The following is a 14,151-nucleotide window of genomic DNA, read 5'->3' as shown; positions in this document are numbered from 1 at the left end:
TCATAAAGTCAAAAGTCATAAAGTCTCAAAGGGCATGACTTTCGACTTTCGACATTCAAACTTTAAGACTTAAAATGAAAGTAACAGAACATATAGAAAACGCCAAAGGAAATACATTATTCTCATTTGAAATTATTCCGCCTCAGAAGGGGAAAAGCATCCAGGAATTGTACGATAATATCGATCCGTTGATGGAGTTTAAACCTCCGTTTATTGATGTCACAACTTCTCGCGAAGAGTATATTTATATCGATAAAGGCAACGGTCTTTTGGATAAAAAACTGACTCGTATGCGTCCGGGAACGCTTGGAATTTGCGCTTCTATAAAACATAAATATAATGTAGATACGGTTCCGCACGTACTTTGCGGTGGATTTACAAAGGAAGAAACAGAATATCTTTTGGTAGATTGTAACTATCTTGGAATCGACAATGTGATGGCTTTGCGTGGTGATGCCATGAAAGACGAACAATATTTCATGCCAAAAGCCGGAGGAAATGATTATGCTGTTGATTTGGTGAAACAAATTAGTTTATTAAATCAGGGTAAATACCTGCATGAAGTTATGGATGCTGATAACAGAGCTGATTTTTGTATTGGTGTTGCAGGTTATCCGGAGAAACATTTAGAGTCTCCATCGTTACAATCAGATCTAAAAAGACTGAAAGAAAAAGTAGATGCCGGAGCTGATTATGTGGTTACACAAATGTTTTTCGACAATGCAAAATATTTTAATTTTGTAGAAAAAGCGAGAGAAATGGGAATCACAATTCCTATTATTCCGGGAATAAAACCAATTGCTGTTCAAAGACATTTACAGGTTTTGCCACAAATTTTCCGTATCGATTTACCCGAAGATTTAATTCATGCTGTAGATTCCTGCAAGAATAATGCAGAAATCAGACAAGTGGGAATTGAATGGGCAATTCAACAATCTTTAGAGTTAAAAGCTGCAGGTGTTCCGGTTTTGCATTATTATTCTATGGGAAAATCAGAGAATATCCGTCAGATAGCGAGTCATCTTTTTTAGAGTTAAAGTTCAAAGTTTGTCATTTCGACGGAGGAGAAATCACACTCGGGATTCGACAAAGAATGACGATTTTCTGTGTGGAGTTTCTAGTGTGATTTCTCCTCCGTCGAAATGACAAAAAAGCTTGGAATTTGGAATTTTAAATATTGGAATTTAAAACATTATGAAAAAAGAAGAATTACAAGCAATAGCATCTCAATTAAAAAATCCCACGGGAGAAAAGGGAATTGAAATGGCAAATATGATGCACGAAACAAACATCAATATGACACGCCATTCTGTTCAAAATCTAAATATTGCTGACGGAAATAAAATTTTAGAAATCGGTCACGGAAATGCCGGACATTTAGAATATGTTTTGCAGCAAGCTTCAGATTTACAGTATTATGGACTTGAATTGTCTGAACTAATGTTTAAGGAAGCACAGCAAATTAATCAAAAATTTGTTACTCAAAAACAGGCTCACTTTTCCTTATATGATGGAAATATAATTCCATTTCAGGATGTTTCTTTCGATAAAATATTCACAGTAAATACCATTTATTTTTGGGAGGATCCTGAAAAAATGCTTTCAGAAATATATAGAATTTTATTACAAAAAGGAATTTTTTGCGTTACATTTGCCGAAGAAAGTTTCATGAAACAGCTACCGTTTACTCAATATGAATTTGAACTCTACGATACCAAAAAAGCAGAGAAATTAGTTGAGAAAACACTTTTTAAGATAGTAAATAAAGAAACTTTAATAGAAAAAGTAAAAACCAAAACCGGAGAATTAGTCGACAGAGCTTTTACTACTTTAGTTCTTGTAAAGTAACAAAAAGTAACAACAAAAATTTTAGAACTCTTTTTTTGATTAATTTAATTGATTTTTATCTGAAGTTGTAATTGTAAGTCTAAATCCTATATAATCTATTTAATTATGGAAGTTAAAAAAATCAATTTTTTAAAAAATTACAGCAGCATACTTTTACTGCTTGGTGGTATTATAGTAGGAAGCATTTTTGGATTAGTATTTGGAGAAAAAGTTTTGGTAATAAAACCAATTGGCGATATATTTCTGAACTTACTTTTTACGGCCATAATTCCGCTTATCTTTTTTACAATCGGTTCTTCAATTGCCAATCTGGAAAGAACAGAAAAATTAGGAAAACTTTTTGTTGTAATGGTATTGGTTTTTCTAACAACAATTCTTATTTCGGCAATTGTAATGATTTTTGCCGTTTATCTTTTTCCCATTCATCAGGATATAGCGATTACGAAAGTTCCGTTTGAAAACATTAAATCAGGATCGGTTGGAGATCAAATTGCTAAGCTGGTTACAGTAAATGATTTCTTCGAATTATTATCACGAAAAAGTATGCTGGCACTTATAATATTTTCTTTTTTAATCGGATTTGCTACACTTCAATCTGGAGAAAAAGGAAATGCTTTTAAGAGTTTTCTGGATTCCGGAAACGAAGTCATGAAACAACTTTTAAACCTCATAATGAAATTAGCACCGATTGGTTTAGGAGCTTATTTTGCTTATCAGGTTGGTGTTTTCGGACCGCAATTGTTTGGAGTTTACGCGAAACCTATGGCAGTTTATTATGCTGCCTGTATCTTCTATTTCTTTGTGTTTTTCAGTTTATACGCACTAGTTGCTGGCGGAAAAAGAGCTTTTAAAGTTTTTTGGAGCAATAATATTACGCCGTCTTTAACAGCAGTCGGAACCTGCAGCAGTATTGCCACAATTCCGGCAAATTTAGCTGCGGCTGAAAAAATGGGCATTCCAAAACACGTTCGCAATCTGGTTATTCCACTTGGTGGACCTTTGCATAAAGACGGTTCCAGTATGTCATCCATCTTAAAAATCACTTTTCTTTTTGCTATGTTCGGAAAAGATTTTACTCACCCATCAACGATACTTTTAGCATTGGGAATTACCGTAATTGTTTCAATTGTAGAAGGCGGAATTCCAAATGGAGGTTATATTGGAGAAATTTTAGCCATTACCGTTTATGGTTTACCAATGGAACAAGCTTTGCCGGTAGCCATGATTTTAGGAACTTTAGTCGACCCAATTGCAACTCTGTTAAATGCAAATGGCGATGTAATCTCTTCGATGATGGTTGCCCGGTTTTCTGAAAAAACGAAATGGTAGCATAAATTTTCTTCATATAATTAAAATAAATCTGCTCTATCAGCAGAATCTGCGTGAAACCCAATTAAATATATTATGAATTCAATACTTCAACAAGATTTAAACGATTTCGAAAATATCTTAGAAAAAGCAAAACAACAGGGAATTGGTTTTTTGAATAATTTAGAAAACATTCCAACTTCAAATAAAAATACAATTGATCCCAATCGTGATTTAAACGAATTAGGTCTAGGTTCATTAGAAGCTTTAAAAGAATTTAATGAGCGATTGGCTCCACTATTAGTTTCATCTCCGGGCCCAAGATATTGGGGATTTGTTACCGGAGGTTCAACTCCTGCATCAATTGTGGGTGATTGGCTGGCTTCTGTTTACGATCAAAATGCCCAGGCTATAAAGGCGCAAGGAGGAGTTTCGGCATTAATAGAATTTGAGACAATCCATTTATTATTGCAATTATTAGAGTTACCAACTTCATTTTTAGGCGGATTCGTAACGGGCGCAACCATGTCCAATTTTACGTGTTTAGGCGTTGCCAGACAATGGTTCGGAAACCAATTAGGGAAAGATTTCGCGAAAAACGGAATTTCAGAAAAGATCAATATATTGACGGCAACTCCACATTCTTCATCAATTAAGACATTGGCAATGTTGGGAATTGGAAGTCAGAATTATACAACAATTAAAACTATCGAAGGCAATCGTGAAGCTATTGATATTGCCGATTTAGAGCAAAATATTCAAACCTTAAACGGGAAACCTTTTATTTTAATTTCAAGTGCAGGAACGGTTAATACGGCAGATTTTGATGATTTTACTGCAATCTCAAAACTAAAAGAAAAATACAAATTCTGGTGGCATATTGATGCGGCTTTTGGTGGCTTTGCAGCTGTTTCAGATAAATTTAAACATCTTACAGAAGGCTGGGAAGGAGCGGACAGTATCACGATAGATTGTCATAAATGGCTGAATGTGCCTTATGAAAGTGCTTTTTATTTGATTAAAAAAGAGCATACAAATTTACAGGTAGAAACTTTTCAAAACTCAAATGCGCCGTATTTAGGAAATCCGTTAGAAAATTTCAATTACTTAAATGTACTGCCTGAAAATTCAAGACGTTTGAGAGCTTTGCCGGTTTGGTTTTCTTTATTGGCGTATGGTAAAAAAGGTTTTCAGGATATTATAGAAACGAGTGTTTCATTGGCGCAGCTTTTTGGAAACGAACTTCTAAAAGACGGTAATTTTGAACTTCTGGCTCCAATTCGCTTAAATAATGTCTGTTTCACTTTAAAAGGCGATCATAATCAGGAGAAAGTTTCTCAATTTTTGACCGCTTTAAATGATACGGGAAAAGTTTTTATGACACCAACGGTTTATCAAAATCGTAAAGGAATCAGAGCTTCATTTGTAAACTGGCGAACAAATGAAAATGATATTAAAACAGTAATCGACGAGATGAAGGTCATTTTATCACAATTAAATTAATTCGTCACCTTATCAATAAGAGATTAAAGTATATTATTTACATTTGATTCTAACCAAGATAATTAACAGATGAATTCTCCGGTTATTATAGAACTTACTGCGGGTGCTACATTTTTGCTGGGCTTTCTACTTATTGTGCAGCCCCGAAAAGTAAATGTAATTGCAAATCGATATCTCGGTTTATTTGTATTGACGATTGGCGTTGCCATGATTGAAATTCCGCTGTATTATCAGGATTTTCATCTACGACATCCAAATTTATTTGAACTAATTGGCCTGATACGATTTTTAACAGCTCCATTGTTGTATATCAGTATTTTATATTTTACCTCATTTGAGAAAGGTTTTAAAAGAAACATTTTATGGCATTTTTTGCCTTTTTTAATTTTCTGTGCCTTTAGAGTTCCATTTTTTATAACAGGTCAAAATCTTGAGTTTAGTGCTGAAACACGACCAATTTTATTTTTTATTCTTCGCACTGCTTTACCTTTTCAAACATTCATTTATTGGATATTATCATGGATGATATTGCGTAATCATATAAAAAACATCCGCAGATTTTCGTCAGTCACAGAAAAAATTGATCTTTATTGGTTACGGTCTTTTTTAGTAATCATATTGTTTCTTTTGTTGGCCTGGCTTAATCTGGTGTTTTTTAATTTAAAATATTTAATTCCCTACACACCAATATTATACCTCATAAGTGTTTTTTTTCTTGCTTACTTTTCGTTGCAGCAAAAAGAAATTTTTGATTTTGCAAAAGAAGATTTAGAAGACTTGTCAAGCATTAAAGAACAAAAAAACGAAAGTCCAAAAAGAGTGGCGGAAGCCCGCTTAATGGAGCTGGATACTCAATTAAAATTGATTATGAATGCTGAAAAGTTGTATTTGGATAATGAATTGAATCTGCCAAAATTAGCAAAGAAACTGAATGCAAGCTGCAACGAGACCTCTTTTGTTATTAACCAGTTACATGGTGATAATTTCTATAATTTTATAAATAAATACCGCGTAGAAGAGGCGAAAAAAATGCTATTGTCTGAGAAATACAATCAATTAAATATCTTGGGTATTGCGTATGAATCAGGATTTAATTCTAAAACGACTTTCAATACAACTTTCAAAAAACATACAGGTCTTTCTCCCCGGGATTTTGTAAAATCAAATACAATTATTACCTGAAAATAATTCGAAAATACGTTCGGGTACATACGTCAGAACATTCAGTTTCTTAATAATATTCAAATTTGCTGAATATTAATTTAAAAAAGAAACAAAATGTCAGAACAACCAATTTCGCCAATTTCAAATTCAATTGTAAAAAAGATCAGTGCTTGTTTATTATTTGGACTCGAATTTTCAGCCTTATTTTTATTGTTAGGTAACGGAGGGAATATTCCCTGGCTGCCTCCTGTTTTCGTTTTTCCTGTAATTGGAATTGCTTTACTGGCTTCAGTATTATTTCCTTTTATATGGCATTCGCTGGAGCGAAAACAAAAAATCAATTCAATAAAAATTTATGGATTTTTGTATGGCGCAATACGGTATTGCATCGCATTTAATATCATGGCTTTTGGCTGGAAAAAGTTTTATGGACTTCAATTTATTGTACCTTCAGAAATCGCACAAATGCCAATGAATCAACAGACAGGTGAGTGGCTTACATGGTTTTACTTTGGTTACTCGCATACTTTCGGGATTATAATTGCAACGATCCAGATTATCGGAGGTTTCATGTTATTGTTTCGCCAAACAGTACTTGCAGGAGCGATAATTTTGTTTTCTCTACTTTTAAATCTGACTTTAATTAATGTATTTTACGATATGAATGCCGGCGCTCTCATGCAGTCAGTTTTACTCACGATCGGAGTCTTGTTTTTATTATTGTTAGATTATAAAAAATTAGTCGACTTCTTTTTTAAAACCAAGTCGGATTTGCCTTCATTGAATATCAATAATAAATTGCTAAAAAATGTACTTCGATTTTCTGCACTAGTTTTATCATTATTGTTTACCATATATTTAAGGGCAATAATGAAGTAAAAAATTAAAGCTCATTTGACGAATCAAATGAGCTTTAAATATTTGTAACCTAAGCTTATTTAGTAATTTCTCTAAAAACAGCTTCAAGATTTTTATTTTTCTGATTCAGTTGTAGTGTTTTTAATCCGTTTGCAGTAGCAAAATCAAAAATGGCCGGGCGCATGTCTTTTTCAGTAACAAAAGTTAGTTCCCAAGTCATGTCGTGGGTGTTTTTGTATGAAGCAATGTTTTCCAGTTTTGCCAAAAGTTGTTCTTCAACCTGATAATCGAATTCAACCTCAATCACTTGTTCAGAACCTGCAGCTACTAAATTGTCTAATTTTTTGTCAGCCACAATTTCTCCTTTGTCAATAATAATGACACGATCGCAAATCGCTTCAACTTCCTGCATAATATGCGTTGAAAGAAAAACCGTTTTATCTTTCCCAACATTCTTAATTACATTTCGAATTTCCATTAACTGATTCGGATCCAGACCAGTAGTTGGTTCGTCTAAAATTAAAACATCAGGATTGTGCAATAAAGCGTTGGCAAGTCCCACACGCTGGCGGTATCCTTTAGACAATTGACTTATTTTTTTATGGCTTTCCGGTGTCAGTCCTGTCAGTTGAATGACTTCTTCAATTCTTGATTTGGCAACTTGATAAACATCGGCATTAAAAGCCAAATACTCACGAACATACAAATCCAAATATAACGGATTGTGTTCTGGTAAATAACCTATGGAACGTTGAACTGCTTTTGCGTTTGTCATGACATCGTGACCATTTACAAGGGCTGAGCCATCATCTGCCAATAAATAAGTAGTCAAAATTTTCATTAAGGTAGATTTTCCGGCTCCGTTAGGTCCTATAAATCCTACGATTTCTCCTTTCTGAATAGAGAACGAAATTGAGTTCAAAGCTTTTTGAGATCCGTAACTTTTTGATATGTTGTTTACTTCTATCGACATGACTATTTATTTGCTACAAAAGTAAACAGAAATACTCTTGATTGCTACATTTTTGCCTTCTAAAGAAATCATAAAAAAATATTAACGGTCAAGTCACACGGCATCGTTATTGTTAAAGGGATATTAAATTTAAATTATTTACAATGAAAAAAATGTTAGTTATTCTTGCATTAGCTATGGTTAGCTTTGCGAGTGCACAAAAAGGAACAATCTTAGTTGGTGGAAGTATTGGTTATTCTTCAGAAACTAGAACTCTTGGTAATAATGAAGTTAAAAACAATGAATTTGACTTTTCTCCTAAAGTAGGATATCAATTTCACGATAACTGGACTGTTGGAGGTGAGGCTTCTTTTGGTTCTTCTAAAACAAAACAAGGAACAAACGAAGACAGATTTAATACGACTAAATTAGGTGCATTTTTACGTTACACTATTCCATTGAACCCTACTTTTTCATTCTTTGCTGAATTAGGAGCTGGTTTTCAAAGTGAAAAAGACAGAACGTATGCAGGACCAATTACTACAACTGCTAAAGGTGATGGTATGTATGTTGGAATAACACCGGCACTTTTCATCGATATGAAAAAAGGTTTTGGTTTAAACTTTAATATTGGTGGTTTAAATTACGGTACAATAAACTATGACAACAACGGACCAGAATACAAAAACTTCGATTTTAATTTTGGTAAAACATTTAACATTGGGGTTTCTAAAAACTTCTAATCTTAAATTCTATATTCAATTTCAGAAAAGCATCCGCCGCGGCGGATGCTTTTTTGTTTTTTGCCTGAAGTATTTTGAAAATAAAAAGTTATTGTTTAGCCCCGATAGAAGCGGTATCCTTTTTCTGGCTTCTTTAGCCAGGAAAAGATATAGCGGATAGCGGGACTGAAGGTATTTTGAAAACGAAACATTCTGCTTCAAAAAAAAACAATGCCAGCAAAAGTAAAACCGAAATGAAATCATAACTAATTTCAGGTTCACTTTGCTGGCAATAAAAAACAAAAATATATTTAAATAAAAACTATTAAGTAACAGGATTTTCAACCGCAGCTCTCATTTCCTGAGCAGCAGCTACCATCTCGATTAAAGCTTTTTTAGTTTCATCCCAATGGCGGGTTTTTAAACCACAATCCGGATTTACCCATAATTGATCTACCGGAATAACTGCCGAAGCTTTTTCTAATAAACCAACCATTTCAGCACTCGAAGGCACGCGTGGCGAATGAATATCATAAACGCCTGGTCCAATTTCGTTTGGATATTTAAAGTTGGCAAAAGCATCTAGAAGTTCCATTTGCGAGCGCGAACATTCAATTGTAATAACATCGGCATCCATGTCAGCAATATTCTGAATGATATCGTTGAACTCGCTATAACACATGTGCGTGTGAATTTGTGTATCGTCATTTACGTCACTTGCAGAAATACGAAACGCTTTTACAGCCCAGTCTAAATAATTTGCCCATTCTTCTTTTCTCAAAGGCAGACCTTCGCGAATCGCTGGCTCATCAATTTGAATAATTTTAATTCCTGCTTTTTCGAGATCTACAACTTCATCGCGAATTGCCAGAGCAATTTGCGTACAAGTTTCAGAACGTGGCTGATCGTTACGTACAAACGACCATTGTAGAATAGTTACAGGACCGGTAAGCATTCCTTTTACCCATTTTGGAGTCAAAGACTGCGCAAATTTCGACCATTTTACCGTCATTGGGTTAGGTCTGGAAACATCGCCGTAAATAACCGGAGGTTTCACGCAACGGCTTCCGTAGCTTTGAACCCAACCGTTTTTGGTGAAGGTAAATCCTGATAATTGCTCACCAAAATATTCGACCATATCATTACGTTCAAATTCTCCGTGAACCAAAACATCGATTCCGGTTTCTTCCTGAAAACGAATTGTAGCCTCGGTTTCTTTTTCGATTAAATCGTTGTATTGTTCAGTGGTTAATTCTCCTTTTTTGAACTTTGCTCTCAAGCTTCTCACTTCGGCAGTTTGAGGAAAAGATCCAATGGTTGTGGTTGGAAATAAAGGAAGATTTAACGCTTCAATCTGACTTTTTCTTCTGGTTGCAAATGCGCTTTTACGCTTATCATCAGAAGCGGTGATTGCGGCAACACGCGCTTTAACTTCATTATTATGAATTAATGTTGAGGTTTTTCGATTGTTATTTGCAATAGTATTTTTGTCAAAAGCAACAGAGTTTTTCTCGATTGTTTCGTTCGAAGCTAATTGTTTTAATACAACAATTTCGTTGATTTTTTGTTTAGCAAAAGCCAGCCATTGTTTGATTTCCGGAGTAAGTGTTTCATCATTTGTTTCTAAATCTAAATCGCACGGACTGTGAATTAAAGAACAAGACGGCGCAACCAAAACTCTGTTTTCTCCTAAAGCATCAGTTGCTTTTTTGATTAATTCTAAAGATTTTTTATAATCATTTTTCCAGATATTTCTTCCGTCAACAACTCCCAGAGAAAGATTTGCAGTTTGATTTAATTGTGCCGATTCTAAAATATCATCTAATTGAGACGGACAACGTACCAAATCTAAATGGAAAGTATCAACCGGTAAAGCCAAAGCCGTTTCTAGATTTTCTCCAAAACAATCAAAATAATTCGCTAAAATGATTTTAATTTTTGGATACCGAATGTTGATTTCGTTATATACTTCTGTGAAAGTATTTCTTTCTTTATCCGTTAAATTTAAAGCTAAAAACGGTTCGTCTAACTGAATGTATTCTACCTTTTCGTCTAAAAGTTTTTCGAAAATTTCAAAATAAACCGGGAGTAATTTATCAATAAGATCAATTCGGTGAAAACCTTCTTCCTTTTCTTTTCCTAAAAGTAAATACGAAATAGGGCCAATTAAAACCGGTTTTGTGGCAATTCCTAAAGCATTGGCTTCTTTAAATTCAGAAATTATTTTTTCAGAAAACAATTCAAATTTTTGGTTTTTCGTAAATTCAGGAACAATATAATGGTAATTGGTGTCAAACCATTTTGTCATTTCCATCGCAACAACATCCTGACCGTCTTTTTGTGCGCCTCTTGCCATCGCAAAATACAAATCGATCGAAGAATTTGTTTTGGCAAATTCGTGATAACGTGCCGGAATTGCCCCTAAAGTCAAAGTCAAATCAAGAACCTGATCGTAAAAAGAAAAATCATTAGACGGAATCAAATCTACTCCGGCTTCTGCTTGTAATTTCCAGTTTTTACGGCGAATATCTTTGCCGGTTTGAATAAGTTCATCAACGGAAAGTTGACCTGCCCAGTACAGTTCGCTGGCTTTTTTTAATTCTCTGTTGCTGCCAATTCTTGGATAACCTAAATTATTTGTTTTCATTTCTGTTTCAGTATTTTTTACTGAACAAATTTATTGTATTAGATTTTATAACTTATATTTGAGGTTTATTTCAGTAAAATGTATTTTAAAATATAGATTTAAAAGATTTAATTACTGTGAATATCTTTTTAATGAACCTTTAGCCGTAAAAAATACTATGGAAAATTTGGATAAAACTGATTTATTGATCCTGAAACACCTTCAGGAAAATTCAAATATCAATACAAAAGACCTTGCAAGCAAATTATTCCTAACCGTTACGCCCGTTTATGAACGTATAAAAAGACTGGAACGTGACGGCTACATCACAAAATATGTTGCGTTATTAGACAAGAAAAAAATGAATCGAGGTATGACGGTTTTTTGTAATGTTAGGCTAAAAGAACATGCAAAAAATGTCGGAAGTAATTTCGTGAAAGATATTGTAGCGCTTCCTGAAATCATAGAATGTTATAATATTGCCGGCGATTATGATTTTATGCTTAAAATTCTGGTTCAGGATATGTCTAGTTATCAGGATTTTGTAATGAATAAATTATCGACAATTGAAAACATCGGGAATACGAACAGTATTTTTGTAATGGGGGAAATTAAACATAGCACAGCTTTGGAATTTTAATCATTATAAAATCATAAAATAAAATGTATTTTTGACATTTAGATGATCAATCTAAAATCTAAAATCACAAATCTAAAATTAAAAATGAACTGGGAACAACTTTTATCTTTAAAACGCCAAGGCGATACAAGCAAAAGATTACGTGTAGAACAAGATGATACGAGATTAGGTTTTGAGGTAGATTATGACCGAATCATATTTTCGGCAGCTTTTAGGTCTTTGCAGGATAAAACACAGGTTATTCCGCTTTCTAAAACAGATTTTGTACATACACGACTTACGCATAGTTTAGAAGTTTCGGTTGTTGGACGTTCTTTAGGGCGTTTGGTTGGGAAGAAAATCATCGAAAAATATCCGCATTTAAAACAAGTTCACGGTTACCACATGAACGATTTTGGTGCAATTGTGGCAGCAGCTTCTTTGGCGCATGATATTGGAAATCCTCCTTTTGGACATTCTGGTGAAAAGGCTATTGGAGAATATTTTTCTATCGGAAACGGATTAAAATATAAAGATCAGTTGAAGGCCAAACAATGGCAGGATTTAATTGATTTTGAAGGAAACGCCAACGGATTTTCGGTTTTAACGGCAAGTCGTCCTGGAATTGAAGGCGGACTCCGAATTTCATATGCTACTTTAGGCGCTTTTATGAAATATCCAAAAGAAAGTCTTCCTAAAAAACCAACAAACAATATTGCCGATAAAAAATACGGATTCTTTCAAACGGATAAGGCATTTTTTGAAGAAGTAGCAAAAGATATGGGAATGATCGCCAATAAAGAAGGCGACGATATTGGTTTTGAAAGGCATCCTTTGGCCTATTTGGTTGAAGCTGCAGATGACATTTGCTACACGATTATTGACTTCGAAGACGGAATAAACCTCGGATTAGTTTCTGAAGATTATGCTCTTGAATATCTAATTAAACTGGTAAAAGATAATATTGGCGTTGCAAAATATAAATTATTAGAAACTAAAGAAGACCGAATCAGTTATTTGCGTGCTTTGGCAATTGGAGCTTTAATTAATGATGCAGTTGATGTTTTTGTTGAAAACGAAGAAGCCATTTTAGCTGGAAATTTCCCTTTTGCTTTAACAGATAAAAGCAAATACAAAGCTCAAATGAATGATATTATTCAATTAAGTATTGAAAAAATTTATCAGAGCCGCGAGGTAATCGAGAAAGAAATTGTAGGGTATCAGATTATTCAAACTTTGCTGGATAAATTTATAACTGCTTTCAATAATAAATACGAAGGAAAAGCGTCGAATTATGATCATTTAATTTTGAAAATGCTGCCGGAAAAACACCATTTAGACAAAGCTAATTTATACGAACGTTTGCTGCATATTTGTCATTATGTTTCACTTTTAACAGACGGAAATGCGTTAGAATTATTTGAAATGATTCAGGGTCGCAAAAAGAATTAATTGCTGGTTATGCTAAAAAAAACACGCCGTAAAATATATGTTTTACGGCGTATTTTTTTATGTAAAGAGAAGAAAGATTTTTAACTATTGAAAAGCATATACAAGACCTACACCTAAAACCTGCCTAAGTTGCGCTCTTGGGCCGTCGTTAACCTGAGATGTTGTTCCGGTAATTGGATCAACAACATCTTTTTTAGTTTTAATGTCATCATCATATACTAAATGAATACCAATATTTGCTTTTACATAAGCATTTACAACCAGATCCAGACGCGTATCATAATCAACATCTACGTTTCCAAATCGGTTTAAATAATCTGTATATAAACTTAACCTGTTTTCGTAGAAAATATTTTTATAGATTTCACTTTTCATATATGCGGTTAGTAAAATACCGAATTCCGCTTTTACTTTTTGTCCTTCCTGAACTAAAATTTGATTTGCAGGATCATTAGGATCAGTAACATATACCGCTTTTTTAACACCAAAAGCTCCCTGATTCGCCAAATATTGATCTAAAACCAAAGTTGTTTTTAACGTAACTGGAGAGAAATAGAAAGTTCTGTTTTTCTGCTTATTCGAGTTCTCAGCTCCAGCTCCTAAAAAGATATATGCCGGTGCAAATGGTTTAGAGATCGCAATATCTTTATTTGGATAATTATAACCGTTTGTGAATTGTGTATTAAAGTTAAACTTAGCCGAATAATACCAATTTGAGGTCGTATCTTTTCTGAATCCGTAAGTAGAGTTCAGCGCAATCGCATCATCTGTCTTTCTAAGTTCAGTACCGTCTTGTTTATTTAAACCATATTTTATAATAAGTTCATTTGCCCATTTATGATTTCCTTTTATATAAGTTCTTCCAAATTCTCCTTTAAACAAACCTGAAATAGAACTTGTTCCCCCGGCGCTCCAGTTCACAAAAGCAATTTCTGAAATGTCAAAGCCAAGTTGGTTTTTCTTACTCCAGTTTGAAGGCGGTGGAGGTAATTGCCCGGGATCTAAAGTAGTCCGGATAATACTTTGAGCCGATGTCGAAATTGAAAAAATAAAGAGGAAAAATAAGAAAGGGAATCGAAATAATTTCATTAGGTTAACT

At 33.9% G+C, this 14,151-nt stretch carries 12 protein-coding genes; 9 read left to right on the top strand and 3 right to left on the bottom strand.

Annotation, left to right across the window (positions count from 1 at the left end):
* Positions 1 to 74 precede the first annotated feature (74 nt).
* The 6 genes from metF (at position 75) to EV143_RS08200 (ending at position 6,702) form a co-directional block, all read left to right on the top strand.
* Positions 75 to 1,031: a methylenetetrahydrofolate reductase [NAD(P)H] gene (metF, locus tag EV143_RS08225; protein WP_133507479.1), complete on the top strand. Its 957-nt coding sequence runs from the start codon at positions 75 to 77 to the stop codon at positions 1,029 to 1,031.
* A 163-nt stretch (positions 1,032 to 1,194) separates the two neighbouring features.
* Positions 1,195 to 1,848, top strand: a complete 654-nt coding sequence (locus EV143_RS08220) for a class I SAM-dependent methyltransferase (protein WP_133507478.1) — start codon at positions 1,195 to 1,197, stop codon at positions 1,846 to 1,848.
* 105 nt (positions 1,849 to 1,953) lie between these two features.
* Entirely contained in the window at positions 1,954 to 3,177 is a 1,224-nt protein-coding gene (locus EV143_RS08215) for a dicarboxylate/amino acid:cation symporter (protein WP_133507477.1), read from the top strand.
* A 75-nt stretch (positions 3,178 to 3,252) separates the two neighbouring features.
* Positions 3,253 to 4,659, top strand: a complete 1,407-nt coding sequence (locus EV143_RS08210) for a pyridoxal phosphate-dependent decarboxylase family protein (RefSeq protein ID WP_133507476.1) — start codon at positions 3,253 to 3,255, stop codon at positions 4,657 to 4,659.
* 69 nt (positions 4,660 to 4,728) lie between these two features.
* Positions 4,729 to 5,841 carry a helix-turn-helix domain-containing protein gene (locus tag EV143_RS08205; protein ID WP_133507475.1) on the top strand — a complete coding sequence of 371 codons (1,113 nt, stop codon included), beginning with the start codon at positions 4,729 to 4,731 and terminating at the stop codon, positions 5,839 to 5,841.
* Between the two features lie 96 nt (positions 5,842 to 5,937).
* The gene (locus EV143_RS08200; protein WP_133507474.1) at positions 5,938 to 6,702 is read left to right on the top strand and encodes a hypothetical protein; all 765 of its coding nucleotides are present in this window, start codon (positions 5,938 to 5,940) and stop codon (positions 6,700 to 6,702) included.
* A gap of 55 nt (positions 6,703 to 6,757) precedes the next feature.
* Here the strand turns inward: EV143_RS08200 and gldA are convergent, their stop codons facing one another.
* On the bottom strand, positions 6,758 to 7,654 hold the full coding sequence (gene gldA, locus EV143_RS08195) for a gliding motility-associated ABC transporter ATP-binding subunit GldA (RefSeq protein ID WP_133507473.1): 897 nt from the start codon (positions 7,652 to 7,654) through the stop codon (positions 6,758 to 6,760).
* Between the two features lie 143 nt (positions 7,655 to 7,797).
* Between gldA and EV143_RS08190 the strand changes: the two genes are divergently transcribed.
* Entirely contained in the window at positions 7,798 to 8,376 is a 579-nt protein-coding gene (locus tag EV143_RS08190; protein WP_133507472.1) for an outer membrane beta-barrel protein, read from the top strand.
* 304 nt (positions 8,377 to 8,680) lie between these two features.
* On the opposite strand, the gene metE is transcribed toward EV143_RS08190, so the two are convergent.
* A complete protein-coding gene (gene metE / locus EV143_RS08185; RefSeq protein WP_133507471.1) occupies positions 8,681 to 11,002 on the bottom strand; it encodes a 5-methyltetrahydropteroyltriglutamate--homocysteine S-methyltransferase in 2,322 nt (773 codons plus the stop codon).
* A gap of 157 nt (positions 11,003 to 11,159) precedes the next feature.
* On the opposite strand from metE, the gene EV143_RS08180 reads away from it, so the two are divergent.
* Both EV143_RS08180 and EV143_RS08175 read left to right on the top strand, forming a co-directional pair.
* Entirely contained in the window at positions 11,160 to 11,621 is a 462-nt protein-coding gene (locus tag EV143_RS08180; RefSeq protein WP_133507470.1) for an Lrp/AsnC family transcriptional regulator, read from the top strand.
* An 84-nt stretch (positions 11,622 to 11,705) separates the two neighbouring features.
* Positions 11,706 to 13,052 carry a deoxyguanosinetriphosphate triphosphohydrolase gene (locus tag EV143_RS08175; RefSeq protein WP_133507469.1) on the top strand — a complete coding sequence of 449 codons (1,347 nt, stop codon included), beginning with the start codon at positions 11,706 to 11,708 and terminating at the stop codon, positions 13,050 to 13,052.
* 84 nt (positions 13,053 to 13,136) lie between these two features.
* On the opposite strand, the gene EV143_RS08170 is transcribed toward EV143_RS08175, so the two are convergent.
* Positions 13,137 to 14,141, bottom strand: a complete 1,005-nt coding sequence (locus EV143_RS08170) for a DUF3078 domain-containing protein (protein ID WP_133507468.1) — start codon at positions 14,139 to 14,141, stop codon at positions 13,137 to 13,139.
* Between the last annotated feature and the right edge of the window lie 10 nt (positions 14,142 to 14,151).

This window comes from Flavobacterium chryseum, from assembly GCF_004362015.1.
Taxonomy (GTDB): domain Bacteria; phylum Bacteroidota; class Bacteroidia; order Flavobacteriales; family Flavobacteriaceae; genus Flavobacterium.
The sequence above is the reverse complement of the archived record's forward strand: the minus strand, read 5'-3'. Positions and strand labels throughout refer to the sequence as shown.

Bases quoted from the DNA above. Each gene is read 5' to 3' on its own strand.
- metF (WP_133507479.1), top strand. From the start codon at position 75: ATGAAAGTAACAGAACATATAGAAAACGCCAAAGGAAATACATTATTC.
- EV143_RS08220 (WP_133507478.1), top strand. From the start codon at position 1,195: ATGAAAAAAGAAGAATTACAAGCAATAGCATCTCAATTAAAAAATCCC.
- EV143_RS08215 (WP_133507477.1), top strand. From the start codon at position 1,954: ATGGAAGTTAAAAAAATCAATTTTTTAAAAAATTACAGCAGCATACTT.
- EV143_RS08210 (WP_133507476.1), top strand. From the start codon at position 3,253: ATGAATTCAATACTTCAACAAGATTTAAACGATTTCGAAAATATCTTA.
- EV143_RS08205 (WP_133507475.1), top strand. From the start codon at position 4,729: ATGAATTCTCCGGTTATTATAGAACTTACTGCGGGTGCTACATTTTTG.
- EV143_RS08200 (WP_133507474.1), top strand. From the start codon at position 5,938: ATGTCAGAACAACCAATTTCGCCAATTTCAAATTCAATTGTAAAAAAG.
- gldA (WP_133507473.1), bottom strand. From the start codon at position 7,654: ATGTCGATAGAAGTAAACAACATATCAAAAAGTTACGGATCTCAAAAA.
- EV143_RS08190 (WP_133507472.1), top strand. From the start codon at position 7,798: ATGAAAAAAATGTTAGTTATTCTTGCATTAGCTATGGTTAGCTTTGCG.
- metE (WP_133507471.1), bottom strand. From the start codon at position 11,002: ATGAAAACAAATAATTTAGGTTATCCAAGAATTGGCAGCAACAGAGAA.
- EV143_RS08180 (WP_133507470.1), top strand. From the start codon at position 11,160: ATGGAAAATTTGGATAAAACTGATTTATTGATCCTGAAACACCTTCAG.
- EV143_RS08175 (WP_133507469.1), top strand. From the start codon at position 11,706: ATGAACTGGGAACAACTTTTATCTTTAAAACGCCAAGGCGATACAAGC.
- EV143_RS08170 (WP_133507468.1), bottom strand. From the start codon at position 14,141: ATGAAATTATTTCGATTCCCTTTCTTATTTTTCCTCTTTATTTTTTCA.